Below are 25,830 nucleotides of genomic sequence, written 5' to 3'. Positions count from 1 at the left end.
GGCACGCGGCGGACGGCCGGGTGCGGCTCGTCACTCCTTAAGGAGCGGCGAGCGGCGCCCGGCCGTCGGCGTGTGGTCTCTACGGAAACGGATGTGGCACCCGTCGGATCTCCCCCTCCGCGAGATCGGCCTCCCGCAGTCCGGCCCGGCGCGCGGCAGTTCGCAGGCGCGGCATCCGCAGGGCCCGCTGGCGCGACCAGCCGAAGTCGATGGGCAGCAGGCCGGGCGCCAGGACGCAGACCGTGCGCAGGCCGATGCGTTCCTGCTCCGGAGTGGTCTGGTCGACCACGACGACATCGAGGCCGGCTCGCACCAACTCGTCACGGCACAGCGCCACATCGTCCAGCAGATCGCCGGTGCGAGGCCGCGCGTCCGACTCCCAGGACGCGTACACCTCCGCCATCGGACGGACCGCCGTGGGCTCGTGGTACGGCGTCACGTACGTCGCCGTCTCGGGCAGCCCGTACAGCTGGGCGTGGTCCTTGAGGTGCAGCACCTTCGTGAAGTCGGCCGCCATGGCCTCCAGTTCGGTGCGGCGCTCCCGCACCTGGCCCGGCAGGTGCGGAATGTAAGTCAGTACCTCCGAGAGGGCACCCTCCAAGGCCGATGCCGGGTCGAGGGAAGCGCCCGCGCCGAAGGAGTGGATGCCGGGGCCGCCGTCCCGGCGGACCGCCAGGCCCGTCACCACGGGTACGGCGAGGTCGATCCGGTTGTCGAAGGCGTGCACGTCGTAGCCCTGCAGAGCGGCGCGGTCGATCATCGCGCGGACGATGGGGTCGGTGACCGTGGCCAGGTCGATCTCCGTGAGCCGGATGTCGCCGTACCAGGCGAGGAGGAAGGCGTCCCGCTCGATCAGTTCGAGCAGCCCGCCGAGCACCGCCTCCTCCAGACAGCTGCCGATGGCACAGCCGTTGGAGCACTCGAAGACGAAGTTGTCCGCCGCGAGCCCCGTGCTGTAGTGGACGAGCCGGGCCGGCACCAGCAGCGGACGTTCGTCGCGCAGGGAGTACCCCCAGACCCACGGGATCGGCCGGTCCGGGTCGAAGGGGTCCACGAGCGGATCGTCGCGGTAGGTCTCGGGCGCGTAGAAGCCGGAGTCGGCCGGGTCGAGCGCGTCCTCACCGAGGCTGTTGTACGACGCCGTCAGCAGCCGTGTGCCGCGCCGCCGGTGTGTTCCCGCGTACCGTTCCAGGCCCTCCAGGAAGGCCAGGTTCCGGCTCGCGGAGAAGCCGTTGGCCTGCCCGCTCCAGGTCACGTCGGTCAGACCGGCGTACCCGCGCATGAACACACTGCCCGCGACGGGCGCCGTGGTGGGCGAGGTGATGTTGAGCCAGGTGCCCGCGCCGAGCAGGCCGGTGACCGGGTTGGCGAGCGCCGCCGGCGCGAGCGGGTAGGACGACGCCGGCCGCAGCCGGTAGCTGTCCTCGGCCGGCTTCGGCCTGCTGACCAGGGCGAGTTCGGCCGACTCCCGGGTGTCCGAGCCGCCGGTGCCGCAGTGCGGGCACAGCGGGTCGGCGTACAGCGGGAAGGTCCGTACGCTCAGCGTCGCGAGGTCGAGGCAGGACACCTGCGGCAGGGCCCGGTCGGATGCGGTCTCGCCGGGCGGATCCGGGTTTCCGGGGATGACCGCCTCGTACAGTGCGCGCACGGCGGTGGTGACGAAGTCCGGCAGGTCCGGCCAGGCCGGGGCGAAGGTCCACGGCGAGCCGGTCTCCAGTGCGTCCCGTTCGGTGCGCGAGCGCAGCCGCTGCCAGCGCATCGCGAGGCAGGTGCCGCACGCCCGCGCGTCCGCGTCGCCGCCCCATGGGCCCACCAGCACCTGCCGGGACGTCAGATGCACCCGTGCGCCGGGCCGCACATCGGCATACGGGTCGTCCCGCACGGCACGTGTTCCGAGGGGCACCACCTCGGGCACGGGGTCGTGCGGCCGCAAGGTCCGCGTTCGACTGGGCGAGGCAGACGGTGAGCCGGCCCGCTCCTCCAGCGCCGACCGCAGCCGCAGCCGTGCCTGCTCCAGGGGCAGGCCCTCCAGCACGGGTGTCATGCGCGGTTGCTCCAGCGGAAGGTCTTGAGCCCGATCGCCGCGAAGACCACGGTGAAGCCCACGAGCGCGGCGCACCCGATCCCGATGTCGCCGAGGCTGCCGTTGCCCGTGAGTGCGGCGGATACGGCGTCGTTGAAGTAGCGCAGCGGCAGCACCCGGGAGATCGTCTGCAGCCACGACGGCATCAGGTCCAGGGGGAAGAACGAGCCGGACAGGAATGCCATCGGCACCATCATGAAGTTGGCGATCGCGGCCACCGCCTCCGGCGTGTCGGCGTACGAGCCGATGATCACGCCGATCGACAGGAACGCCGTGATGCCGAGCACCAGCACGGGCAGGGCCAGCGGCCAGCGGGCGTCGAGCTCCAGGCCGAAGCCCGGCAGCATCGCCACCGCGATGAACAGCACCGCCTGGACCGCTCCCACGGCCAGGGCCAGCACGTACCGCGAGGCCAGGACCGTCGGCAGGCTCGTCGGGGTCATCCGGATCAGCCGCAGCAGATCGTCGCGCCGCCACTGCATCAGGGTGAACGCGATGCCGAACACCGCCGCGTTGGCCACGCCCCACGACATGACGCCGGGCGCGATGTAGGAGATGTACGGCCTGCCGGTCTCCTCCACCTCTTGGCCGCTGAAGATCAGCCCGAACACCAGGAGGAACACCAGCGGGAAGGCGAAGGTGAAGAAGAGTGTGGCCGTGTCGCGGACCTGGGCCCGGTAGCCGGACGCCGTAAGTGCGCCGTATGCGCTCATGCCTGGTGCTCCGTGTTCTGCGCGTGCGGGATGTCGCCGGTGTTCGCGTCCGACGTGAGCTGGAGGTAGACGTCCTCCAGGGTGGCGGTCCGGGTCTGTACGCCGTCGAGGCCGCCGAGGGCGTCCAGCGCCGACATGACCTTCCCGGACACCTTCGTCTCCAGGACGAGGCTGCCGCCGCGAACTTCCGCGCGGTCGACGCCGGGGACCGCCTCGGCCTGAGCCACCGTCATCCGCTCGGGCGGCAGCAGCAGTGAGGTGGGTGCGCCCGCCGCGCCGACGAGTCCGCGTGGGGAGTCCAGTGCCGCGATCCGGCCCTCGACGAGGATCGCCACCCGGTCGCAGAGTGCCTCGGCCTCGTCCAGGTGGTGCGTCGTGTACACGATCGTCCGGCCGGCTTCCTTCAGTCCGCGCAGCACCTCCCACAGATCGCGTCGGGCCTGCGGATCGAGGGCGGCGGTGGGTTCGTCGAGGAAGATCAGCTCCGGGTCGTGGACGAGCGCGGAGGCGATGGCGAGCCGCTGCCGCTGGCCGCCGGAGAGGTTCTCCACGCGGGTGGCCCGCTGGTCCACCAGGCCGACGGCGGCCAGCGTGCGCTCGACGGCCGCCGTGTCCGCGCGGTACAGAGCGGCCACGGTTGCCAGGTGCTCGTACGCCGTCTGCCGTACGAAGAAGGCCGACGACTGGGTCTGCACACCGAGCCGGGGCAGCAGCGCGACATTGCGGGGCCAGGGTGCGCCGCCCAGCACGTCGACGGTGCCGGCGTCGGCCTGGCGCAGGCCCTCCATGATCTCCACCAGCGTGGTCTTGCCGGCGCCGTTGGGCCCGAGCAGGCCGAAGAACTCTCCGCGGTCGATGCGCAGCGACACCCCGTCCAGCGCCTGGCGACTGCCGTAGCGCTTGCTCACCCCCTCGACGTGGATCGCGGTGTCCGCCGCGCGGTTGCCGGGGTCCGCCGGCACGGTTTCGGTCTCCGTCATGAACAGCTCCTCGGAACAGGTCCGTCAGGGGGCGAGCAGGACAAACGCGGCCGCGACCAGGCCGGCCGCGATCAGACAGACCAGAACGGACGAGCCGATCCCGTATGCCGTGTACAGGGCCCGCGCCCGGCGCGGGTAGGCGGCCGCGGCCTGCCGGTCGCGCAGGCGCAGTCTCAGGTAACGCCCGCTCTCCGGGGCGAGGTTGGACACACCCAGTACATGACCGATCATGGTGTATCCGTCGAGGGGCGGGAGTGGCACCAGGTTGACCAGTGCCTGAACGCTGCCCAGCAGCAGCAGTCCCGAAAGCGCCCGGCGCGTCGGGTCGCCCGGCTCGAGCGCCGCCCAGCAGACGGCGAAGGGCAGCAGGAACAGCAGGTTCGCGAAGGCCCCGGCCGCGCCGACCACCAGCTGGTGCCGACGGCTCGCCAGGAAACGGTAGTTGTCGACCCGGCAGTACATGATCGCCACGGGCAGCCGCCAGCGCAGGCCGATCTCGCTCACCGTGCCGCCGTGGTGCCGGGCTGCCACGCCGTGCGCCAGCTCGTGACAGGCGGTGCTCAGCCACAGCAGGGTGAACACGCCGACCAGCGCCACCGGTTGTCGCAGCAGCCACCCTGTGTCCCGGACGAGCGGGCCGGCGACCACGGCCAGGACGACCTCCATGGCCAGGCAGAGCGTCAGCAGGGCGATCAGCACGGGCGCGCGTAGTAGCGGGCGCAGGGCGCGGTGCAGTCGCTCGGTCGTCGCCCCGGCGTCGGCGACCAGTCGCAGGCTGCCCTTGTACAGGCTGCCGGCGAAGGGCGAGGAAGGCGGGGCCGCGGGGACGTCGCGGACGGGCGCTCCATCGAGGAGCCGCTTGGTGCCCAACAGGCCCAGCAGCTGCTGCCAGTTGGCCTCGCCGAGGCGTCGCCCGAAGGTGGAGGCGTACTCGGCGCCGATCTCCTCGAGGCTGCGGTCCCCGTCCAGCCGGGAGATCAGGAAGTACTCCTTCGGTCCCACCTCGAACGACGAGCCGTCCGCCGGATCCTTGATCAGGTGCACGGTCGCGGGACCGCGCAGCAGGGGCGCGCTGAGCAGGATGTCCGGCCGCAGCCGGGGCCGGTGTGTGAAGACGTCGGGTTTCATTGGAGGGCCTCCGACGTTGCTCCCGTGCCCGAACGCAGCACCCGGCCGAGGATGTGGGAGAGATACGCCTCGTCGCGGATGGTCACATGCAGCCGGTTGTTGGTCATGTGCATGTACGGCGAGAGGAGCAGCGGCAGGGCGAGCGCCGGGTCGGTGACCTGCTCGTCGCGGGTGCCGTCCCAGGACCGGAAGACCAGTTCGCCCGCCTCGGCCAGCGCGACCGCCTTCCGCCGCAGCTCCAGGCAGTGCGCCGCCCAGCCGCGCAGAAACGCGGGCAGCCGGTCGAGCCGCCTCGCGGCGACGGCCCGGCGAATCTCGTCGAAACGGCGGCCCAGCCGGGGCGCCATCTCGGCGTAGCTGCGGTCGTACTCCGAGGAACCGATGAACCCCGTGCCCGGGAACGCGCGGTGCCAGAACTCGTAGTACCGCTCCAGATAGTCGGCGAGGTCGTCCTCGTCGGGCAGGAAGCAGCCCGCCATCACCATCATCAACTGGGCCGACGTGCCGAGCAGTACGGTCCTCAGGTGCAGGTTCATCGAGCCGAGCGCCTCGATGACCAGATCGCTGGAGTGCGCGAAGTGCCACTCCGCCAGCGCGACTCCGGCCGGCCCGCCGTACTTGCCGAACTCCGGCTCGTACGGCTCGTAGGAACGTGAGTTGTTCGGGCGCAGCCGCATCCGGCCGTCCTCGCCCATGAACTCCCCGCGATCGACCTCCGGGAACTCGATCTCGAAGAGCGTGTTGTAGAACTCGTTGAGGAACCCCGAGTCGACCTCGTACAGCGCCGGACGGCTGCGCAGGAACGCGTCGACGGCCTCCTCGGCCCGGCGGCGCACCGCGGCCGTCGCGTCCTCGCTCGCCGGCCGCAGCCGGAGCCGCACATGCGGGCCCTCCAGCCAGTAGTTGATGAAGAAGTGCCCGGCGAGCAGTCCGTTGCCGGTCAGGTCCCGGATCAACGGGCCCACGCACTTCACCAGCAGGGGCTGCGGGTTGGCGGCGTAGAAGATGTGCATGGCCTGCCACGCGCCGGGGGTGGGGGTCAGGTCGGTCATGCGGGGCTCTCCTCGAAACGGCTGAGTGAGGTGAAGGTCTCGACCGACAGCTCGGCCACGTGGCTGCCGCGTTCGGAGACGACGTGCAGGCCGCTCTCCGCCGGGAGCATCTCGCGCAGCTCGATCCGGTCGTCCGGCGACTTGACCAGCGCCTCGAAGGCGGTGAGCGACAGCGGGCTGTCGAAGTCGAGGTACTGCGGCTTGGGGCCCGCCCCGCCCCGGGGGCCGCTGGAGACGGTGACGAAGACGCGGGCGGGCAGCCCGTGGACGCGGCGCCAGCGCCGCCAGGCCAGGAACGCCTCGTCGTCCGGCGTGCCGGCCGGCCGGCCGGGCAACGCCGCGGCGGTCGTGGACCAGCCGCGCCGGGCGAGCACGAGGTTGCCGTGCCGCACACGGGGCCGGCGGGTGACGCCCTCGTGCGCCGGGCCGTTCGGGACACCGGCCCAGACGTCGAGCGGGGCCATCGAGGTGGGCGACAGAAGAAGCAGTGTGCGCGGGGTCTCGGGGAGGGCGAGCGGCACCAGGTAGCCGAGGTACACCGGGATCACCTCACGGCCGAGCCGCTCGGAGCGCAGCAGCAGCCGGTCCTCGTCCTCGTCGTGTTCGAGGCGGAGGTCCTCCAGGTGGATACGGCGGTCCTCGGGGACGCTGCTCGACTCGCCGGGGCAGACGATCTGGTACTCGGTCAGGCGTCCGTGCAGGTTGAGGTTGGTCGTCACCGCCCCGCCGGTCAGCTCGGCGAGCACTGCTCCGGGCGGTGTCAGCCGGGTGGCCTGCTCCCGGAGCGGTTCGGAGAGGCCGGGGCCGGCAGGCTCGTCCCAGACGTGCGTGAACCGGCTGAACGGGAAGGACAGTCCGCCGTAGGAGCGATTGAGCACCATCAGCGGCTCACCGCCCTCCGTGGTGAGCTGGAGGTGGTGGCTCTGCGGGGTGAACGGGGCCCGCAGGCCCTCCAGTTCGGCCGCCACCTCGTCGAGGTGCGCGTCGTCCAGCACGACGTCCGTCTCCCCGGCGTGCCCGGTCCACAGTGCGCGCATCCGGTCGATGAACGTGCGGCGGGCCCGGTCCAGGGACTTGATGTCCGCCAGCCCGAGCCAGTTCTCCTCTGGCACGTATTCGCCCCGCGCGTCGAACGGGGACCGCTTGGCGGTGAAGGAGAGGTACTGGTCGAAGAAGTCCTCATGGAAGTCGTGCACGAGACCGAGCAGGTCGTCGCAGCGGCCGCCCTTGCCGTGGCGGGCCAGGAAGAACCCCTTGAACGTCACCCGCTGAGGCAGCGTCAGGTCGAAGGCCGGCAGGATCCGCTCCACCGAGCGCAGCGCGCCGCCGTCCGTGCCGGTCCACGCGCCCAGACCGCAGGCCACGTCGTCTCCGGCGTCGGCGTCCTCGTAGAGCAGGGTCTGCGGCAGGGACGGTTCCTCGACGCCCAGCAGCTTCTGAGCCCCGCCCAGAGCGGCGCGCAGCCGGCGCAGCAGCCTCGCCCGTCCGGCCGTGCCCACGTGCGGGTACGCGTCGATCAGCTCGGCCGCGGTATCCAGCTCTCCGGCGAGGTCATGAGCCCACGGCCGGTCCAGTGCCCGCAGCGCGTCCTGGAAGGAGCGCAGCGGGTCGGCGGTGTGCACGTCGGTGTCCAGGCATGGGACACGGATCATGCCGAGCTGGAGCAGCGCCGACACGTACGTCTCGCACAGCGAGGCGTCGGCCTCGTACTCGGCGCACAGCCAGGAGACCACCTCGCCGTAGCGCAGATCCCGTTCGCTCAGCAGGGCGATGAGCCGGTCGAGCGTGCCGCTGCGGCGCAGGAAGAAGAGCCGGTCCTTGACCGCGTCGAAGGTGACCGCCGCGTCGTCGTCGCCGGTCGTGACCCAGCGCCGCACGTACCGCACCCGCTGATCGTCGCCGCCCCAGCCGGACGCGAGCCGCACCGGCAGGTCGGCGCGCAGCGCGGGAGAGGCGAGGATCTGCTCCGCGAACCGCGCAAGGGCCACGACGTTCAGCCGCACCCGCCCCCGCCACTCGGCCCGCAGCGCGATCGACGGGTCGTCGCCGTCGCCGAACGTGCCGAGGGCGACACCCGTGAACGTGCTGAACGGGCTGGTCTTGCAGGCCGTCCGATACAGGTAGGACAGCACCGAACGCTCGATCTTCCGCAGCCGCTTGTCCGGCCGTTCACCCGCGCCCAGCCGCACATACGACTCCAGCCGGCCTTCGAGCGTCGGCGACGCGAGCAACAGCCCGTGCCGCAGCCGGTCCTCGTCGAGCAGCGCCCGCAACACGCCCCGCATCCCGGCGAGTTCGTCGCCGAGCAGCGTGGCCCCCCGGCGGTGCAGCAGGTCGAGCGCCCGCCTTCCCTCCAGCCACTGCCCGGTCCGCTCGGCCACGGCCGGGTCCAGCGCCTGGATGAGGTCGAGCGCGGGCGGGTCGCCCTTGGGCAGACGGTTGTTGAAGATGTCCCGGCGCAGCGCCAGCAGGTGCCGGCGGCGGCCGTCGTCCGGGAAGCGCCGGTCGGCGGCCGGGACGAGCGTGTGCAGTACGTCGCTCAGCTCCCGGCCCCGTTCCAGCAGTTCCTCCTCGGCGGCCAGCACCTCGTCGGCCCAGCGGGCGGTGTCGGGGCAGCGCAGGGCACGGACGGACTCGACGGGCAGCCCGGCGACCCGCAGAAGGAAGCGGTGTCCGGGCTGCCAACTGGTTCTCGGTGTCATGGCGGCCCCCTGTCAGACGATCTCGGAGCGGAAGTCGGCAGGGCAGGGACGCTCGTTGCCGAGCAGCATGATCAGCAGCGGCGCCTCGCCGGAGTCGGCGAGCCCCAGCTCCTCGATGTACGAGATGTTGTCGAAACCGAGCGCCACCCCGGCGCCCAGCCCGAGCGCCGCCGAGGCGGTGTAGAAGCTCTGCGCGATCGCCCCGACGGTGGCGTTGACCAGCCGGTAGCCCCGGTCGCCGACCGCGTCCAGCACCGCCGTCGTACGCACGGTCGGCACGATGACGGCGCCGGCCTGTTCGAGGTTGTAGTTGGACAGGAAGTAGGTGCGCTGCAGGAACGAGCCCGGCGCGCCCGGCGCCACGAGGTGCAGGGTGTGCGTGTCGGGCTCATAGGCGTAGGCGCCCGGCGCGACACCGTCGACATGGTTGACGAACGCGTACAGCCGGGCCTGACGGGGGGTGCCGGCAGGTTCCGCGTCGCTGCCGAGCCGCGTCGCCGCGCAGGCCGCGAGGGTGGTGGCCAACTGCGTGGCCGTCACCGGGACCGTCGCGTCGAAGCGGCCGAAGCTGCTGCGCCGGGCGCGCAGGGCCGTACGGACACTGACGTCCGGGAACTCCGCGGGCGGCAGGGCGAGCGGGTCGGTGGTCGTGGCCGGCGGGGCGGGCGCGCTGGGCCGGAGCGCCTCGGGACCGGGCCGGTCGGTGGCGTGCTCGGCGGTGGCGCGGTGGATCCGGTGCAGGGTCTCGAATTCGAGGACGGTCCGGGACCGCTCCTGGTCACGCCGCCTGACGGCGGCGCCCGGCGCCCCTGGCGACGTGCCGTCCGCCTCCGTACCGTCCCACCGCAGCGGAACGACCGCGAACAGCCCTTCCTCGTCCTCTCCCAGTCCCAGCAGCCGGGCCAGCTCCGCCTCGTCGAACCACAGCGCGGGGGCCACCCGCAGCCCGCGGGCCCGCGCCCAGAGGCGCCAGGTCTGGAGCAGCGCGCCCACGTCCATGCTCACGGCGTGGAAGGAGAAGCTGTTGTATTTGAACGCGTTCTGCCAGTACTTGACGCCGAGCACCAAGAACTGGTCCGTCGCAGCCCCGTACGGCCCGAGTGCCGTGGCCACCTCCCCGCTCACGTCCCCGGCCAGCAGCCGCTGCATGGCGTGGCGCGGCGGTGAGTAATAGTGCACACCGGGCGTGAGAGGCCCCGAAGGGCCGGAGATCCAGTAGATGCTCACCGGGTAGAGACCGCCGCCCGAGGCGGTGCCCCGGGACCAGTTGGCCTGCGTGTAGTGCGGGAGGGCACCGAGGTCGGTGTTGGCCTGGACACCGAGACGGCGACCGGTGAGGCCGTAGGAGTCCAGCAGCATGCCGGAGAGCAGGGGCAGCGAGAACCGCCCCGCGTCCGTCATGTCGTCGGCCAGCATGCCGGCCGTGACCGTGGCGTCGGCCGGGTAGGGCGCGTCGGGCAGCGGGAACGACTCGGCGCCCGGATAGTACTTCGCCTTGCGCGGACGGTCCGCCCAGTCGGGCACGAAGTCAGCCGGCTCCATGGGGATCCGGCCCCGGTGCATGATCGCCGTCGCATATTCATGGGCGTAGCCCACGGGACTCTCCTCTGAATGGGGGATCGCGGGTCGTCAGGGGAAGGGGTGCGGAGCCGGATTGAGGTCGGCGGCCTCCAGGTCCCGGTCGCGCAGCCCCGCCTCCCGCAGAGCCGTACGCAACCGCGGCATACCGAGAGCCCGCTGGCGCGACCAGCCGAAGTCGATCGGGAGCAGGCCGGGCACGAGGACGCTGAACGTGTGCAGTCCCAGCCGTCGTTGTTCGGGCAGCGTCTGGTCCACGACCACGACATCGAACCCGGCGCCGGTCACGGCGGACACACACCGTTCCAGGTCGTCCCGCAGATCGGACGAGACGGGCGCTCCGGACGCGTCCGGCCAGGCCAGATCGGAGACCGCGAGCTTTTCCGTGGCCGTCCGGCCGCGCAGCAGGAAGTCGGCGTGCACGCCCATCTCGGGGATGCCGTAGACGAGCGGATGGTCGTGCAGGTCGGTCACCTGTGAAAAGTCTTCGGCCATGGCGCGCAGTCGGGCCTCGTCGCGCTCGGTCCGTCCCTGGAGGTTCACCGCGTCGGTGGCGATCTCGCACAAGGCCGCGTCCAGCGCGGACTCCGGGTCCAGACCGGCACCCGCTCCGAAGCACATCCGGCCCGGACCGCCGTCGACGCGTTCGGCGACGGCGGTGACGACGGGGATCGGGAACGTGACGCGGGTGTCGAAGAAGCGGGCCCGGTAGCCGTACATGGCCAGCCGGTCGACCATGTTCCGGGTGGCGGGGCGGGTGCTGGTCGCCGGGTCGATCTCGGGCAGGGGCTGCCGCCCGTACCAGGTGAGCAGGAACGCGTCCCGCTCGACGATCTCCATCAGCCCGAAGTAGACGGCCTCTTCGGCACAGCCGCCCGAGGCGCAGCCGTTGGAGCTCTCCTGCACGAACCGGTTCTCCAGACCGGGCGCGTGATAGTACGTCAGGATCTCCGGCACCAGCCGTGGCACCCGGTCCCGCAGCGACCAGCCCCACACCCAGGGGATCTCCCGATCGGGGGAGAAGGGCACGACGTGCGGGTTGTCGCGGTGGAAGGCCTCGGAGTACAGGCCCACTTCGCGCGGATCCACGGCGTCGGCGCCGAACTCCGCCTGCGTCCCCGTCACCTGGGTCCGCTTGCCGCGCGCCCGCATGCCGGCGTATCGCTCCAGCCCTTCAAGAACGCCGATCCGCGCGCTGGCACCGTAGGACGCCGCGTGCCCGCCCCAGAACGTCTCCCGCAGGTACTCCCCGGAGCGCATCGAGAAGCAGCCGATGGTCGCCGACGTCGACGTGGACGACACGTCCTGGACGAGGGACGGGCCGAGCGCGCCGCACACCGGGTTGGCGAACGCCGCGATGTCGATGCCGTAGGCCTCGACCGGGCGCAGCCGGAAGGACCCGGGCGCATGCTTGGGCGCGGAGCGGAGCGAGACGACGGCACCCTCGGGCGTGTCGGAGACCGGCCGGGAACACGTCGGGCACTGCGGGTCCGGCACCAGCGGATAGTCACGCACCGACAAGGACTCCAGATCCAGCACCCGTACGTCCGGGAACGGCTCGCGCGCCGGGGCCGCATGGGCTTGTGCCACGACCACGGCGAGTGCGTCGGCCGCGAACGGGACGGCGTAGGGCCACACCCCCGACTCGTGCGTGGGACCGCCGAGTTCCAGTGCGTCACGCAGCGGAACGGAACGTACCGCCTGCCAGCGCCGGCCCAGACACCGCGGACAGGGCGAGTCGCCCAAGGGTCCGACGATCGCGTGCCGCGCGTAGAGGTGCACCGGCACCGGTCCACGCTCGTGCGCGCCGTACTCTTCGGCGAAGGCGTCCTCGAACCCCAACGCGCGCACCGACACATCGATGCGGCCGGGCCCCTGTCGGTCGAGCGCCGCCCGCAACAGGTCGGTCATCAGACGGACGGCACTCGGCACGCGGACCGGAGCCGCCGTCTCAACCGACATGCCGGGCCTCCGACGTCAGTAGCACGCGTACGACGTGAATGCCGGCGCGTTCGAGGTCCGCCGAGCCGGTCGGTACGACGAGTGCGTCACGGGCCTGTTCGCGGAGCCGGCGCAGCACGTCAGCCCAGGATGTGCGGGCGTCCGGGTCGGCGGACGCAGTGCCGATCACCGTCAGGGCGCGCGGGTCGAGATCGCTGAGCACCGGATCCCCGAACGACGTGTCGTCCGCCAACCTCTGCCGCTCCAGCTGCACCTGACCCAGCAGCTCACGCAGCGCCGCCACGGCCGCGGCCCGGTACGACAGCTCGGCCCCGACCGACCAGAGGGCACCTGCCCGGGCGAGGACGACCGACACACCGGACCGCTCCCGCTCACCGAGGTCGAGCAGCTCGGCCTCGACACCGAGGTTGACCGCGGACCGCATCAGGAAGGTGAGTTCGGGATCGGCGTCGGCGGGCACGGTCACGCCGGGCACGGCGGCACCTCGGACCGTCCGTCGGAGCGCGTCGTACGCGAGCGCCGACAACATGCCCTGAGCTGCGGCGTCGGCCGCGCTCGCGCCGGCTCGCATCCCGGAGCTCGTGGCCTCGAAGAGCCGCTCCGAGTTGTCGGCACCGAACGGGCGCACGGCCTCGCCCGGCACCAGGAACCGCTCCTTCGTGAGCAGCGAGGCCGCCGCGTCCCACACCCGTACGTCCGCCTCCGCGCCCCCGATGCCGGTGGCGGTGGCCAGCTCGGCCGGGGCGAGGCGCACCGCGGGTGCCGGGGCGGTGGTGCGGGCGTGCGGGACGACGTGCTCGGCGTACGTCTCGGCGGCGCGGTGCAGGGCGCGCAGGCGAGCGCCGGCCACGTGGTGGACGTCGGCGGCGGCGATCCGCCGCGATCGGCCGTGCCCGACGCCGAGTTCGACCACGCTGAGTTTCAGCGGGGTCTGGGTGATGTCCTCGTCGTCGTAGCGGCGGAAGACACCGGCGTGCGGCCGCAGCAGCACCGAGCGGCGATTCAGCTCCGCCACCAGCTCGTCCGCCTCGCGGGCGGTGTCGACGGTGGGCAGCGCGAGAGCGTAGTCGGTGTCCCCGGTCGCCAGGTCCACCTCGGGCACCTCGACGAGCGTGTCGTCGGCGCAGAACGGGCAGCGGGGATGCGGCAGCAGGGGCTCCGAGGCGACGTCGAGCGACTCCGTGTCCTGCACGATCAGCTGCCCGGCCGTCTCGGCGGGCAGTGCGCCGGTCGCCGACTTGAAGACCTCGTAGCCGAGCAGGTTGCCCAGCATCGCGGACAGCGGACCGCCGGGGACCGGCGTGTTGGCCGGCAGGCCCAGCGCGAGCGCGCTCCACACGTCGGCGGCTTGCGCGGAGGCTCCGTTGGCGCCGAGACGAAGCACCGCACAGGCCCAACACCCCGTCGTCTGAGCCGACATGGCCGGTCCCGCGACCGCGTGCCGTCCGAAGGACCAGGCCGGCAGGAGTGTGCGGCCCGCGGGCACACCGGAACGCAGCAACGGAAGGATCACCCCCGGCGCGTCCGGCCCGCCGGTCACGACGACGACGTCGTACCCGTCGAGGCCGTCCCAGGTCGCCGGCCCGTCCGTGAGGTCACGGACCTCGACAGGGCAGCCGTCGGCAGCGGCGGCCGCCACCTCCTGCGCGATGGCCTCGCGGTCGAGGCCGGGCCGTACGCCGACGGCCGCTGCGCCGTTGCGGATCAGGCTCAGCGCACACCAGTGGGCCACCAGGTCGGTGCCCACAACGGCCACACGCGTGTCCCGGAACCGCTGGAAGCGCCGCGCCGCGTCGTCGGCGTAGTGGTCGACATAGGCGATCTGCGCCTCGAATCGGCGGGCCACGTCTGCGGACGGCTCCGGCTCGGCGGACGCGTCCGCCGCGGGTCCGGCCGGGACGTCACGCGCAAAGCCTCGCTCGTACAGTGTGCCGACCAGTTCGCCGACCATGGCGCGCTGCCGGTCGCCGAACCCCTCGCAGATCTCGGCGACCGTGTGCTCGCCGTTGAAGTGGGGCACGAGAAGCGTGGCGAACCGGTACGCCGACTTGGCCGTCAGGCGGAAGCCGCCGTCGGCGTTGTGGAAGAGGACACCGTCGGGGGTCTCGGTGAACAGGACGTCACGGCGGATCCGGGGGCGCGTCGCGGCGACGGCGTCGTACCGTGCGGAAAGCATGCGGATGTCACCTCTGGTCGGAGGGTCGGTGGGGGCGGGGCACCGGGTGGTGCGGGTTACGGGAAGCGGTCAGCGGGGGGTTCGGGCGGGTGCGGCGAGCTGACGCGCGTAGATCCTGAGCAGTTCGTGGATGCGGTACGGCTTGGGCGGGCCCTCCTCGACGAATCCGGCGTCCGCGAGCTGTTCGAGCACCTCGTCGGGCGGCGGCGAATCCGGGTTCCCGCCGCGCTCGAACTGCGTGGCGAGCAGCAGGAAGGCCTCACGCAGCTCGGGATCGAGCCGTCGCAGGGCGGTTTCGAAGACTTGGGGTACGGACATCAGCGGTTCGTCGGCGAGGGAGAGCCGGGTGGGCAGGTCCTTGGCCAGCCAGTTCACGCAGTCGGCGATGCCGAGGCCGGGCCGGGTCAGCAGCCGGGCGGCGGTGATCCGCAGGCTGAGGGGGAAGTGCCCGCAGATGCGGGCGAGTTCGCGCGCGGCGTCCGGTTCCTGGCCGACCCGCTCGGCACCCAGGGTGGCGACCAGGAGGTCGTAGGACTCCTGCTCGTCGAGCGTATCGAGGCGATGCACGACGCCGCCGTGTGTGGCGACCAGGCCCGCGAGCCCGCGTCTGCTGGTCACGACGGCGGCACCTTCGGCGGGGGAGGGGAGCAGGGGCCGTATCCGCCCGGCGCTCGACACGTCGTCGAGGACGAGCAGCCGACGCCCCGGGCGGCTCGGGGAGGGAAGCCGCCCCAGGGCCTCCGCCGTACTGAGCGCACTGCCGTCAGGGTCGGTCATGGTCAGGGTGAAGCAGCCGCCGGGAAAGGCGTCCTGCACCAGATGGGCCGCCTGCAGCGCGAGGGCGGTCTTGCCGATGCCGGGGGCTCCGGAGATCACCACCAGGCCGGTTTGCGGATGATCGGCGGTCAACGCGCGTTGAATCGCGGCGAGTTGGGTGACGCGCCCGGTGAAGCAGGGGACGGGGGCGAGGGAGGGGGCGGGGGTGGGCGTGGTGACGGGGAGGCTGGGAGTGGTGTCCGTGGCCCTGGCGTACGTCGGGTCGTTCGCGGGGTCATGTGCCCCGTCGTGAGCCGTGGGGGCGGCAGGCGGAAGGGCCGCGACAGCCGGTGCCTGTTCCTGAGCGGGCGTTTGGACCGGCGCCCGACTCGGCAGGTCAGCCACGGCGCCACCGGCCGGCAGTGCGGCCGGTCGCGAGGCTGCGCGTGCCTCGATCGCGGGGAGGACCTTGGAGCCCGGGGCGGTATCCAGCTCCTCGCCACGGAGGATGGCCATCTCCAGCCGCTGGAGAGGCGCGCCCGGATCTATGCCGAACTCCTCCTTCAGCCGCTCCTTGACGGCCCGGATCTCCACAAGGGCTTCTGTCTGGCGGCCGGTTCGGTACAGCGCCTCGATCAACTGCTCAGCGAACCGTTCCCGCTCCGGATGGCGTCGGGCCGCGTCCCACACCTCGGTCAGGACCTCGCGACATCGCCCGCGCGCCAGTTCGATGTCGCACAGCCGCTCCAGTGCCCTGAGCCGTTCCTCCGCCAGCCGCGGTGCCTCGTCGCGGTGCAGCATGTGCGAGGAGACGTTGGCGAGTACGGGGCCCTGCCACAGGGCGAGGGCCTCGCGCAGTACGTACGACTCCGTTTCGGCGTCGCGGGCGGAGTCGGCCGACTGGACCAGGCCGCGGAAGCGGACGAGGTCGAGGGTCTCGTGGTCCATCCGCATCCGGTAGCCGCCCGGTACGGCCTCGATCGTGTCGTTGGCTATGCCGTACTTCGCGAAGATCCTGCGCAGCCGCAGGACGCAGCTCTGCAGGGCGGCCCTGGCGGTGGCCGGGGGCTCGGTGTCCCAGACGGCGCGTAACAGATAGTCGGTCGAGACCACTGCTCCGGAGTGAATGAGCAGGGCGGCCAGGAGATTGGTGGGCTTGGACGGCTGCAGGACGGCGGCGTGCTCACCGTCGGTGATGCTCAGGAGCCCTAACAGCTGGAACCGCATCCTACTTATCGCTCCGTTGTGTCCTCTGGCGGTCCTGGCGCGCGGCTGATCGAGCTCGCTCCTGGGCCGGCTAGAATACGGGTGCAAACGTCGGCGGCGTTGACGGATTAGGGGACGCTCGACGACCGGAAAGAAAGCTGTTTCTGTGGCGGCAATGTCCGGAAGCCTATTGCGCTGGCTCCCTTGCGTGTGCCAGCGGATACTTTAAGCGTGAGGTCGCGGCAAGTCGATCCCCTGGTTTAAGAATATTGCCCAGGTGTCGGAATTTCCGCTGTATTCCATGAAGGTCTCACATGGGCCCTTTGTCGGCCCTGTGTGGATGACCGGGTCGGATCGCTTTCATGAACCTGCAGGTCAGTGTCGGTGAGGAGGCGGTGGCAGGCGTCTCCGTGCCGCTCTGGAAGGTCGGATCCCGGTTGCGATCGGAAGCTGAACGGGTTTCTTCTTTCCGTGCGGAATCGATTGTTCCGTCATTGGTTCAATCCAATTCGATACGTTACCTGGGGTAACGCATAACTTTACGCGGGAACGCAATCAGGGCGCCGACTGTCATGTGAAGTGGACCGGTTGAATAAGGACGCCTGAATTCCTTCTGACCGTCCGGGTGCGGCGGCTGGGCGGTCGGGATCTCTCGGCACCCTTGTGGTGTCGCCCTACCGAGACCACTGCACAAGGTTCCCACCGTCGCGGGTGTCGGCGGCTGACCACGACGGCGGCCCGACTTCCTCCTCGCGAGCCACACCTTGGCCGGGAGCTCCAAGACCGCTCCCCCCATTGCGTACACAGACAAATCGCGGGCAGGCGGATGTTGAGGAACGAGTGAACAGCACGCGTTTCTTAGGGCGGCGACGGAGGTGGATACGCCATGGACGCGAAGGTGTTGGAGCGGTTTCCAGCGGGAGCTCCGCGCGGATCGTGGCCGGCGGAGGAGTGTGCGGCCCGGCTACGGGACGAGGGCGTGCCCGGCGCGACCGTCGTGATGGACCTGCAGGCGGACGCGTTCCTCGTGGTCGTCGGGGATCGCGGCAAAGACTGACGTGCGGTAAGGCTTCAACCGGCGTGAGGGCGACGGCGGGGATTACATCGCACTGGCGCGGCCGATCCCTGCCGGCCCGGTGTTGGCTTCACGGCTATGAAAGCTGAGGAGTGCGGGCGCCCCCTAGCGGTCGATGTAGAACCGGATGACCGTGCCGTCAACGTCGGTGTGAACACGCACGAGGTCTGCGACGCAATGCACGAGCATGAGGCCCCTGCCTCCCCGCTGGTCACGGGTGGGCGGGCGGCGCCCGGCCAGCGGATCGCTCAGATACCCGCGGTCGCTGACCTCGCACACCACCTGAATGTCCTGCGCCCACACTCGCACGGTGCCGGAACCGCCTCCGTGTACGACGCTGTTGGTGGTGAGCTCGGCCACCGCCAGCGCGAGATCCTCCAGACGCACCCCCTGCAGCCCGAGCTGTGCCGCACGCTCGACGGCGAAGTGCCGTGTGGCCGACAGCTCCTGTGCACCGAACTCCCGCGCTGGGGCCGACGTCGGCACCGGCCCCAGCGGCTGGTTGTACAGCTCCACGATGTGCCCGGGGGCAAAGGACGGGCTCGGAAGTTGGGATGGGCCACAGACGATCAGCGGGTGGGTGGCGTACGCGTCGGTGAGGACGCGTTCCTCGAGCCGGTCGGCGTCGTAGGGGCACAGGATGGTCGCTTCCCGGCCTTGGAAGGCGGGGTTGATCAGTGCCTCGTGTTGGGCGCAGGCCGGGTACTCCAGGCTGCTGCGGCCGGGCCAGATCGGCTCCCCGATGATCCGGACCCGTGTGGCAGGGTGTGCGTCGGCGAAGGCGCGGAGCACGGTCGGGATGATCCGCCCCGGGTTGCGGCCGGCTTCGGTCATGTCCATGAAGCGTACGGATCCTGCGTCAGCGCCCAGAGCGTCCTTGAGCATGGCCAAGTTCCGGCCCGGCACGGCGACCGCCACCGGCTCCCCGCCTTTGAGTCCATCGCGGATGAAGGGGACGGTTCCTTCGAGGTACTCCTGCTCGCCCCGGTAGAACAGTGCTGGGTGCACGAACGGTTCGGTGGCAGCCGATCTGGTCAACATGACACCACCTCGATCGCGTGCAGCTTCGGCCAGAACATCTCCAGCAGCCGCCACATACTGGCAGGTGGCCGCTCAGTGACGGACAGTTCCAGATGACACACCGGCGCATCGCTCCGAACGAGTCCGTCCAGCATCTGCTCCCCATCTCGGCGCGTGGCCAGCGTGATCTCACCGGCCACCCGCCACCCGCTATCACCGGACAGAGGTGACAGGGCCAACTCACCGTCGGGCGGGGTGGGCAGTGATGCCGTTCCATCAGCCTCCGGCGAACCACCCATTTTCTGTCACCTCCAGTCACATGCCGGGCTGAGAACAGTCTCTCTCGCGCAGCGCCACGGCATGAACCGTTCACCACAACTGCTGGTGCCGGCTGTTCCGGAGTGAAGCCGGGGATGACGCGGGAGGCCCCGGGCGATGGTCCGGGGCGTCCAGGTTGTTCCGGCTTGGGGCCGTCATCCGGATCTCGCGGAGCGACCTCCCGCCACGTCGATCCCGGCCCTCACCCCTTGCTGCCCGCATCCGGCGAGGCGGGTGCGGGCGGCGGCTCGAAGCAGGCCGTGACGTCCTTGCCGCGGGGGCAACGGCGTGTTGCCACGTCCTGGGCGACGGCGTCGACCAGGAACAGCCCACGTCCACCGGGGGCCTCGTTGTCGGCGTGGCGCTGTTCGGGCAGCTGATTCGAGGCGTCATGCACTGTCACGTGCAAGCAATCCTCGTCCCGGGTGAGGATGAGTTGCGCCGCGCTGTGGGCGTGGATGTGCGCGTTGGTGACCAGCTCGGACACGGCCAGGACGACCGAGTCCACCAGATCGGGCGCTGTCCGTTCCCACCCGAGCGCCGCCAGATGACCGCGCGTCCAGTCCCTGGCCGTCTTCACTCCACTGCTCATCGGCAGCGAACGCGCCCATCCCGCAGCTCTCATGTCCTGCGCCATTTGTCTCCTCCGGGCCAACAATGTCCGTGGTCCGTGTGCCCGGAAAGTGCAGCTTCTCACCTTCATGTCGCCGAAGCCCGTGGCGGGTTCGCGCCGTGTGAGCCGCGGCTTGAGTCGGCGCGTCTGCATGCTGCTCCACGCCGCGCCGGGTTCGGCGCTGGTCCCACGTTTCGCATGGTTGCGGGTGTGAGGCCGGAACGACGGGGTAGGCGCGTCATCAGCCGTTCAAGCGGCAGCTGCTGCCGCGGTTTTGGGAGAGGACATCATGGCGATAACGAGCATGCCTGGAGCGCATACGCAGACCAGCGAGCTGCCGGAGGTCGCCGATCCCTCTCAGGTGGCGCCGAAGGATGCTCGCGAGCTGTCCAAGGTGTTCTTCGATCAGCTTGCGGTGCTGGAGGAGGGCACGCCGGAGTACAGCTACGCGCGGAACACGCTGATCGAGATGAACCTGTCCCTGGTCCGCTTCGCGGCCGGCCGGTTCCGCAGTCGCGGGCCGGAGGAGATGGAGGACATCGTCCAGGTCGGCATGATCGGTCTGATCAAGGCGATCGACCGGTTCGACCTGTCCCGCGAGGTCGAGTTCACGTCGTTCGCCATCCCCTACATCGTGGGTGAGATCAAGCGGTTCTTCCGGGACACCACCTGGGCCGTCCATGTCCCGCGTCGGTTGCAGGAAGCCCGCGTCCAGCTCGCGCGCGCCACGGAGGAGCTGAGCAGTCGTCTGGGGCGCACCCCGACGGTGACAGAGCTGGCGGAATTGATGAGCCTTTCCGAGGAAGAGGTGCAAGAGGCCCGCCTTGCCGCGAACGGCTACAACTCCTCCTCCCTGGACGCCACCATCGGCGGCAGCGAGGACGGCGAATCGGCACTGCAGGACTTCATCGGCACCGAGGACAGCGCTCTGGAGCTGGTGGAGGACTTCCACGCCTTGGCCCCGCTGATCGCCGAACTCGACGAGCGGGACCGGCAGATCATCCACATGCGGTTCGTGGAGGAACTCACCCAGGCCCAGATCGGCGAGCTTCTGGGCGTCTCGCAGATGCACGTCTCCCGTCTGCTGTCCCGTACCCTCGCCCGTCTGCGTGAAGGCATGCTCACGAATCACTGACGCCGGCCAGTCGGCGGGACTGCGTAGGTGAAGGTGAGCGACGACCTTCCGCCACCATCACCTTGAAGCGCCTGGTCAGTTATTCGGTTGCAGGCCACCGGGACGGGGTGTCTGATCCCGGCTATGACGATGGTGCTGGGAACGCCGACGGCCGACGGAGTGCGCGAGGTCATTGCGGCGCTGCGGGAGTGGCAGCACGACGAAACGCCGATGCAGCTGCATCCCGGAGACATCGGCTGGAACTACCGGTTCGGAACGGCCGAGACCGCCGCGGCACTACGGACCTGGAGCCGGAACGGACGGATCCTCGCCGTCGGGATGCTGGATTCGCCGACGCTCGTGCGGATGACGGTAGCTTCCGACGCCTTCCGCGACGAGGACTTGGCGCGGCGACTCGTCGAGGACTTCTCGCTGCCCGGGCGCGGCGTGCTGCCGGAAGGAGCGGTGTCCGTCGAGGCGCCGCAGGGCCTGCTGCTCCACGACCTGTTGACCAAGGAGGGCTGGGGCGTCGACGAGCCGTGGACGCCGCTCTTCCGCGACCTCGCCGAAGCGGTGGAGGACCCCGGCGTGCGGATCAAGGAGATCGGCTTGGAGCAGGCACAGGACTTCGCCGACGTCCTGCGGTCCGCGTTCAACACCACGAAGCCCACGCGCGAGTACCGGCACCAGATGTCCGCGGCACCGTTCTACGCCGACGCCCGCTGCCTGGGTGCTTACGACGACCAAGGCAACCCCGCGGCGGTGGTGACGGTCTGGTCGGCCGGCCCGGGGAAACCAGGACTGGTCGAGCCGATGGGCGTCCACACGGACCACCGCGGCCGCGGCTATGGCCGGGCGATCACCGTCGCCGGGGCGGCCGCACTGCGGGAGATGGGCTCGTCAAGCGTGCGCGTGTGCACACCGAGCTCCAACGTCGGCGGCGTCGCCACGTACAAGGCGGCCGGGTTCGCGGCGAGGCCGGAGATCGCCGACCGGATCCGGAAGGTCTGACGGCGGGTCTGCGGACCTTCTCACCATGCCGCAGCACCTCGTACGGCGGCCATACGCGCCAGAGCCTCGTGCGGCAGCCGCACGAGGCTCTGCTCTCGGCTCGATCGGACGTCCACTGCTCCGGCTCCGAGGGAGCCCGGCAGAAGAGGGCGGTTCCATCCGTCATCCGCATAGCGCATACCAACGACGTCCTGCGCGAATGATCATCAGTCGGCCGTACAAACCAGCCAACCACCTCGAAGCGCCGAAGTCGGTGGTGCGAGGTCGTCGCCGCCCTCCTGCGGCAGCGCCTTGCCCGCTGTGCGGACAGGGTGACGTGCTTGTCAGATCCGGCCGCCGGTCATGCGGGTGATCGGACCCAGTGTGCGTCGGCCCGCACGCCGACCCGCCGCGTACGAGGCCGCGCCCAGCGCGGTCAGTCCGGCGCCGGCGCTCGCGACGACGATCTTGCGGTTGGCGATGAGCGTCCAGGTTGTCTTGGCGAGGGCGACGGCCTGCCCGGAGGCGGCGACGACGGCCTGGCGGCCGGCCTCGACGCGCTGGGCTGCATTGTGGGCGACCGCGCTGGTTGCCGCGGCTGTCCGTTCTGCCGTTCCCGCGGCGGCTGACGCCGCGTCGCCGGTCTTGTCGGCAGCCTTGCCCGCCGCCTTCGATGCTGGAGCGGTCGCCCGCGACGTGGTGCGACGAGCCTTGGCCGCCGCTTCCTTCGCGGATACGGAGTCTTGACTGGTGTCATTGTTCGATGGGCTCATGGACATCGCGTTGCCGTATCCTCCGGCAGCAAACATGTTCGAGCATGGCCGCGTTTCCGGACTGGCTCCGGCTCGACTCTGGTTCACCGGGCACCGCTTGGGCCACCTGCGCCCCGCGGTGGGTCACGAGTTCGCCGCCTGGTTGCCGCCCACCGGTGAATGCCCGGGCCGAACGTCGGCATCACGCCAGTGTGACGTACTCGCCGACCGACTCCGCGCGGGCGGCGGTGACGACCAATGCGGCGGCGACGGCATCCTGGACGGCCACCCCAACCGACTTGTACAGGGTGATCTGGCTGGGTGTGGTGCGGCCCGGTTTGTGGCCGGTGATGAGTTCGCCCAACTCGGTATGCACGTGCTCGGGCGTGATGACGCCGTGCCGGATGGGCATCAGCAGGTCGTTGCTGCCGGCAGGGAAGGGAGCCAGCGCGGCTTGTCGCGATTCGACGCACACGAGCGCATCGGCGATCGTGTCGTCGTCGATCTCACGGCCGGCCGGGTTGTAGCCCACCGACGTGACGTGCACTCCAGGAGCCAGCCAGGGACGGCGGACCACGGGTTCGAGGGCGTGGGTGGTCGCCGCGGCGATGTGGGCACCGTCGAGCGCCTCGATGTAGGTGGGCACAGCCCGCACTTCGACGTCCAGCTCCGTTGACAGCTCTGCAGCGAGGTCAGCTGCTTTCGCCGGGACTCGGCCGGCGATTCGGACCTCGCGGATGGGACGGACCCGGCACAGCGCACGGACGTGGGATCGGGCCTGAACTCCGGTACCCAGGACCGCGAGTAGCGTCGCGTCCTCGCGCGCCAGCAATCGTGCCGACAGCGCCGAACAGGCAGCGGTCCGTGCAGCGGTGATGGCCGTACCGTCCAACAGCGCGGCAGGTTCGCCGGTGGCCGAGTCGAACACGAGGATGGCCGCTTGATGGGTCGGCAGTGGAGTCCCGGCATTGCCGGGGAAGAGGGAGACCAGCTTGGCCATGAGCACATCGGCCGATGGCACATAGCCGGGCATGGCGGCCAGGAAGCCTTCCTGCTCGGGCACGAGCGCCGCGATCCGGGCCGGTGCCGAGGCGCTGCCCGAGCTGAGGTCCGCCATGGCAGGGGCCAGGGCGTCGATCAGCGCGTCCAAATCGATGAGGGCCTCGACCTGCGAGCGCCCGAGCACAAGCATCCGGAAAACCTCCTGAGGGGCAGTCGCGCCCGTCGGCTGGTCGGTCAAGCGTTGTCCTACGGCTCTTTCCCCTGCTGTGACGCGACGCCGTCCCCCTTGAGCATGTTCATCCGTACACACTGGGCAGGTTCGTTCATCTGCATGCTGTGCCGGCCCCTGGCACCCACGGGCGAATTGCCCGCTTCCGTGATGCCGTACATGCACTTCCGTGGGTCCGCGAGCGGCTCGCCCGCTGAAAACTGCTTCCGCTCACTCGCCACTCGGCCCAGTGGCATAGGCAAGCGGCGGCGCGATCGCCTGAGCATCCGCTCCTTGGCCGACCCACAGGGCGATGAACAGCGCGGCGGTCGCCTCCAGGAGCCCCGCCCGTTCGAGGCCGCCGCCGGCCAGGGGCTCGCAGCCCACATCCCGCACCAACTCACGTACATGCGCGAGAGCCGCCTCGCTGTCCCCACAGACGGGAACGGCCAGTGGCCGTCCCTCGAAGACCGGTGGCCGCATGCGCCAGACATCCTCGTGACAGAGATTGAACGCCTTGACCACATGAGCTCCCGGTGCCGCCGCGGCCAGCTGCTGCGCCGCCGAGGGGCCTCCTTCCGTCAGCAGTCGGAAACCCGGCCCGACCGGATTCGAACAGTCGAGCAGGACCCTGTCGTCCAACGATGCCCGTAGCTCCCGGACGACGACCGCCCCTGCCCCGAAGGGCAGCGCGACCAGCACCACCTCACCGAACTCGGCCGCCTCACGGAGACTGGCAGGCGCCGTGCTGCCTCCGATACGTGTCGCCAGTCGCTGCGCCTTGTGTGCGTCCCGTGCACCGATGGTCACCTCGTGCCCGGCCCGCGCCCATTGAGTGGCGAGCGCGTCCGCCATGTTGCCTGTTCCCAGCACGCCGATTCTCATCACGCGTTCCTCTCCCCGCCTGCTTCGACCGTTCAGCACGACGCTAGGGAGCCTCTCGGGCACCATTTGGTAAGTGACGACCGATGCCTTCCTCGCCGACTGCCGCGCCCGCCTCGCCTTCGACCTGTTCTCCAACACCTGGAACGCGGTGGTGCTCTGGGCGCTGCGCGACGGCCCCAGGCGCCCCGTCGAACTGCGGGAGCGGATCGGGGGCATCAGCTCCAAGGTCCTCACCGAGACGTTGCGCCGCCTGCAGTTCAACGGCCTGGTGGCACGGCACGCCCATCCCGGGGCCCCACCGCGGGTCGAGTACCGACTCACGGCTCTGGGACGGACCTTGTTGGCCCCCATCGACGCCATCGGGGCGTGGGCTTTCGAGCACGGTGACGAGGTCATGGCGGCCCAGGACGCGGAATGCACCGCGACCATGCAGGAGTCCCCTCACACTGGCTAGACCGGTCTCCCGGCGACCACATCTTCGTCCCCGCCGTTCCTGCCGCACCGTGAGGAGAATCCGGACCCCACCGAGGATGCCGTGGTGGCCATCGCCCGCAGTACGCAGGAGGCGATTGCCGTGGACCTTCCGCACCTATGCGTACTGGGGCGCCAGGAGGACTGACCTGGGCTGTCGGCCGGCCGGCTCAGGATCCGCCGCGCTCGCGGGGGATCTTCTGACCCGCCTCGATCGCCACCGGCAGCCGGTTCTCGGCCGGCGGCAGCGGGCAGGTGGCCAGGTCCGTGTAGGCGCACGGCAGGTTCGTGGCGCGGTTGAAGTCCAGGACGACCGTGCCGTCGGCGCCGGGCGGCTCGATGGCCAGCGCCCGGTTGGCGGCGTAGGTGGTGACCCCGGAGGTCGCGTCGGTGAACAGCACCGTCAGCCGGCCCGCCACATGCCCGGGGAAGGCCGTCAGGGACAGTCGGCGCCCCTCCAGTTCGAACTCGACCCTGCCCGGCGCGTCGTACACGTGCTCAAGCCCCTCGACCGCGGCGCCCACGGTGGTCGGGCGCGGCTCGTCGAAGGGGATGTACCGTCCCGTCACGGCCCAGCGCGGGTCGGGGTCGTAGGCCGGTGTGCCGGTGAAGGTCGTGAGCAGCGGCGCGTCCGGGTGCCGGGGGCGCACGATGTCGTTGCCGCCACGTTTGGCGACCTCGATGACGGCGTCTCCCCAGACCGCGTCGACGCCGCCGCGCTCGGGAAGGACACCGAAGCGGTGTTCGCCCCGCACCGGCGTTCCGTCGACGATCAGTTCCTCGCCGTCGTCGAGATTCACGACGACCCCGTCGGGGCCGGTGTGCCACGCGCCGGGTGCGTCGGGGAATCGCTGGGGCCGGTCGTCGAGCCAGTGCAGACCGGTGACCGCCAGGAACCCGTGCGGGTCGGCGAGCCGGGCTTCTTGGGCGCGGTGCCACTCCAGCCAGTCCTCGGTGAAGGCGTGGAGGTCCGTTGTGGTCGCCTCGGTGGTCATGAGTTCTCCTTCGTCACGCGAGATGTGGCCTCGCTCGGGGGTACGGGGCAG

The 25,830-nt window shown here is 70.7% G+C and carries 21 protein-coding genes and 1 pseudogene; 5 read left to right on the top strand and 17 right to left on the bottom strand.

The features are described from left to right. Positions 1-79 precede the first annotated feature (79 nt). The 10 genes from ACWGDB_RS07845 to ACWGDB_RS07800 form a co-directional block, all read right to left on the bottom strand. Positions 80-2,044, bottom strand: coding sequence for a TOMM precursor leader peptide-binding protein (locus ACWGDB_RS07845; protein WP_453821608.1), 1,965 nt, complete (start codon positions 2,042-2,044; stop codon positions 80-82). After that, complete coding sequence (locus ACWGDB_RS07840; protein WP_453821607.1) at positions 2,041-2,796, bottom strand: ABC transporter permease; 756 nt, start codon at positions 2,794-2,796, stop codon at positions 2,041-2,043. Before ACWGDB_RS07840 ends, ACWGDB_RS07845 begins: the two co-directional genes overlap by 4 nt. Next, positions 2,793-3,776: an ABC transporter ATP-binding protein gene (locus tag ACWGDB_RS07835; RefSeq protein WP_453821606.1), complete on the bottom strand. Its 984-nt coding sequence runs from the start codon at positions 3,774-3,776 to the stop codon at positions 2,793-2,795. Before ACWGDB_RS07835 ends, ACWGDB_RS07840 begins: the two co-directional genes overlap by 4 nt. 24 nt (positions 3,777-3,800) lie before the next feature. Next, complete coding sequence (locus ACWGDB_RS07830) at positions 3,801-4,904, bottom strand: peptidase M50 (protein WP_453821605.1); 1,104 nt, start codon at positions 4,902-4,904, stop codon at positions 3,801-3,803. Continuing rightward, the gene (locus ACWGDB_RS07825) at positions 4,901-5,956 is read right to left on the bottom strand and encodes a lantibiotic dehydratase C-terminal domain-containing protein (RefSeq protein WP_453821604.1); all 1,056 of its coding nucleotides are present in this window, start codon (positions 5,954-5,956) and stop codon (positions 4,901-4,903) included. The genes ACWGDB_RS07830 and ACWGDB_RS07825 overlap by 4 nt, the downstream gene beginning before the upstream one ends. Next, complete coding sequence (locus ACWGDB_RS07820; RefSeq protein ID WP_453821603.1) at positions 5,953-8,658, bottom strand: lantibiotic dehydratase; 2,706 nt, start codon at positions 8,656-8,658, stop codon at positions 5,953-5,955. The genes ACWGDB_RS07825 and ACWGDB_RS07820 overlap by 4 nt, the downstream gene beginning before the upstream one ends. A 12-nt stretch (positions 8,659-8,670) precedes the next feature. Then, positions 8,671-10,254, bottom strand: a complete 1,584-nt coding sequence (locus tag ACWGDB_RS07815) for a nitroreductase family protein (protein ID WP_453821602.1) — start codon at positions 10,252-10,254, stop codon at positions 8,671-8,673. A gap of 33 nt (positions 10,255-10,287) precedes the next feature. Next, the gene (locus tag ACWGDB_RS07810) at positions 10,288-12,198 is read right to left on the bottom strand and encodes a TOMM precursor leader peptide-binding protein (RefSeq protein ID WP_453821601.1); all 1,911 of its coding nucleotides are present in this window, start codon (positions 12,196-12,198) and stop codon (positions 10,288-10,290) included. Further along, the gene (locus ACWGDB_RS07805) at positions 12,188-14,374 is read right to left on the bottom strand and encodes a TOMM precursor leader peptide-binding protein (RefSeq protein WP_453821600.1); all 2,187 of its coding nucleotides are present in this window, start codon (positions 14,372-14,374) and stop codon (positions 12,188-12,190) included. Before ACWGDB_RS07805 ends, ACWGDB_RS07810 begins: the two co-directional genes overlap by 11 nt. 69 nt (positions 14,375-14,443) lie before the next feature. Further along, a complete protein-coding gene (locus ACWGDB_RS07800; protein ID WP_453821599.1) occupies positions 14,444-16,357 on the bottom strand; it encodes a BTAD domain-containing putative transcriptional regulator in 1,914 nt (637 codons plus the stop codon). 865 nt (positions 16,358-17,222) lie between these two features. Between ACWGDB_RS07800 and ACWGDB_RS07795 the strand changes: the two genes are divergently transcribed. Beyond that, the gene (locus tag ACWGDB_RS07795) at positions 17,223-17,393 is read left to right on the top strand and encodes a hypothetical protein (protein ID WP_453821598.1); all 171 of its coding nucleotides are present in this window, start codon (positions 17,223-17,225) and stop codon (positions 17,391-17,393) included. Positions 17,394-17,516: 123 nt separating this feature from the next. Here ACWGDB_RS07795 and ACWGDB_RS07790 read toward each other — a convergent pair whose 3' ends face one another. From ACWGDB_RS07790 to ACWGDB_RS07780, 3 genes are all read right to left on the bottom strand, one after another. Next, positions 17,517-18,452: an anti-sigma factor RsbA family regulatory protein gene (locus tag ACWGDB_RS07790; RefSeq protein ID WP_453821597.1), complete on the bottom strand. Its 936-nt coding sequence runs from the start codon at positions 18,450-18,452 to the stop codon at positions 17,517-17,519. Further along, positions 18,446-18,730, bottom strand: coding sequence for a hypothetical protein (locus tag ACWGDB_RS07785; protein ID WP_453821596.1), 285 nt, complete (start codon positions 18,728-18,730; stop codon positions 18,446-18,448). Before ACWGDB_RS07785 ends, ACWGDB_RS07790 begins: the two co-directional genes overlap by 7 nt. A 221-nt stretch (positions 18,731-18,951) precedes the next feature. Further along, complete coding sequence (locus tag ACWGDB_RS07780) at positions 18,952-19,386, bottom strand: ATP-binding protein (protein ID WP_453821595.1); 435 nt, start codon at positions 19,384-19,386, stop codon at positions 18,952-18,954. A 265-nt stretch (positions 19,387-19,651) separates the two neighbouring features. On the opposite strand from ACWGDB_RS07780, the gene ACWGDB_RS07775 reads away from it, so the two are divergent. Both ACWGDB_RS07775 and ACWGDB_RS07770 read left to right on the top strand, forming a co-directional pair. After that, entirely contained in the window at positions 19,652-20,497 is an 846-nt protein-coding gene (locus ACWGDB_RS07775) for an RNA polymerase sigma factor SigF (protein ID WP_453821594.1), read from the top strand. A gap of 123 nt (positions 20,498-20,620) precedes the next feature. Next, the gene (locus ACWGDB_RS07770) at positions 20,621-21,487 is read left to right on the top strand and encodes a GNAT family N-acetyltransferase (RefSeq protein WP_453821593.1); all 867 of its coding nucleotides are present in this window, start codon (positions 20,621-20,623) and stop codon (positions 21,485-21,487) included. A gap of 323 nt (positions 21,488-21,810) precedes the next feature. Here the strand turns inward: ACWGDB_RS07770 and ACWGDB_RS07765 are convergent, their stop codons facing one another. The 3 genes from ACWGDB_RS07765 to ACWGDB_RS07755 all read right to left on the bottom strand — a co-directional run bounded on the left by ACWGDB_RS07765 (position 21,811) and on the right by ACWGDB_RS07755 (position 24,313). Beyond that, entirely contained in the window at positions 21,811-22,245 is a 435-nt protein-coding gene (locus tag ACWGDB_RS07765) for a hypothetical protein (RefSeq protein WP_453821592.1), read from the bottom strand. Positions 22,246-22,420: 175 nt separating this feature from the next. Then, the gene (locus tag ACWGDB_RS07760; RefSeq protein WP_453821651.1) at positions 22,421-23,410 is read right to left on the bottom strand and encodes an ornithine cyclodeaminase family protein; all 990 of its coding nucleotides are present in this window, start codon (positions 23,408-23,410) and stop codon (positions 22,421-22,423) included. 249 nt (positions 23,411-23,659) lie between these two features. Further along, on the bottom strand, positions 23,660-24,313 hold the full coding sequence (locus tag ACWGDB_RS07755; RefSeq protein WP_453821591.1) for an NADPH-dependent F420 reductase: 654 nt from the start codon (positions 24,311-24,313) through the stop codon (positions 23,660-23,662). Between the two features lie 73 nt (positions 24,314-24,386). Here ACWGDB_RS07755 and ACWGDB_RS07750 point away from each other — a divergent pair, with 73 nt between their 5' ends. Together ACWGDB_RS07750 and ACWGDB_RS07745 are read left to right on the top strand one after the other, a co-directional pair. Next, positions 24,387-24,767: a winged helix-turn-helix transcriptional regulator gene (locus ACWGDB_RS07750; RefSeq protein WP_453821590.1), complete on the top strand. Its 381-nt coding sequence runs from the start codon at positions 24,387-24,389 to the stop codon at positions 24,765-24,767. Beyond that, positions 24,764-24,932, top strand: a pseudogene (locus tag ACWGDB_RS07745) (cupin domain-containing protein); the annotation flags it as partial. The gene ACWGDB_RS07750 and the pseudogene ACWGDB_RS07745, both read left to right, overlap by 4 nt. A 22-nt stretch (positions 24,933-24,954) precedes the next feature. On the opposite strand, the gene ACWGDB_RS07740 reads toward ACWGDB_RS07745, so the two are convergent. Continuing rightward, entirely contained in the window at positions 24,955-25,779 is an 825-nt protein-coding gene (locus ACWGDB_RS07740) for a DUF1684 domain-containing protein (RefSeq protein WP_453821589.1), read from the bottom strand. Positions 25,780-25,830: the final 51 nt, after the last annotated feature.

The sequence above is a fragment of the Streptomyces sp. NPDC055013 genome (assembly GCF_053608645.1).
The sequence above is the reverse complement of the archived record's forward strand: the minus strand, read 5'-3'. Positions and strand labels throughout refer to the sequence as shown.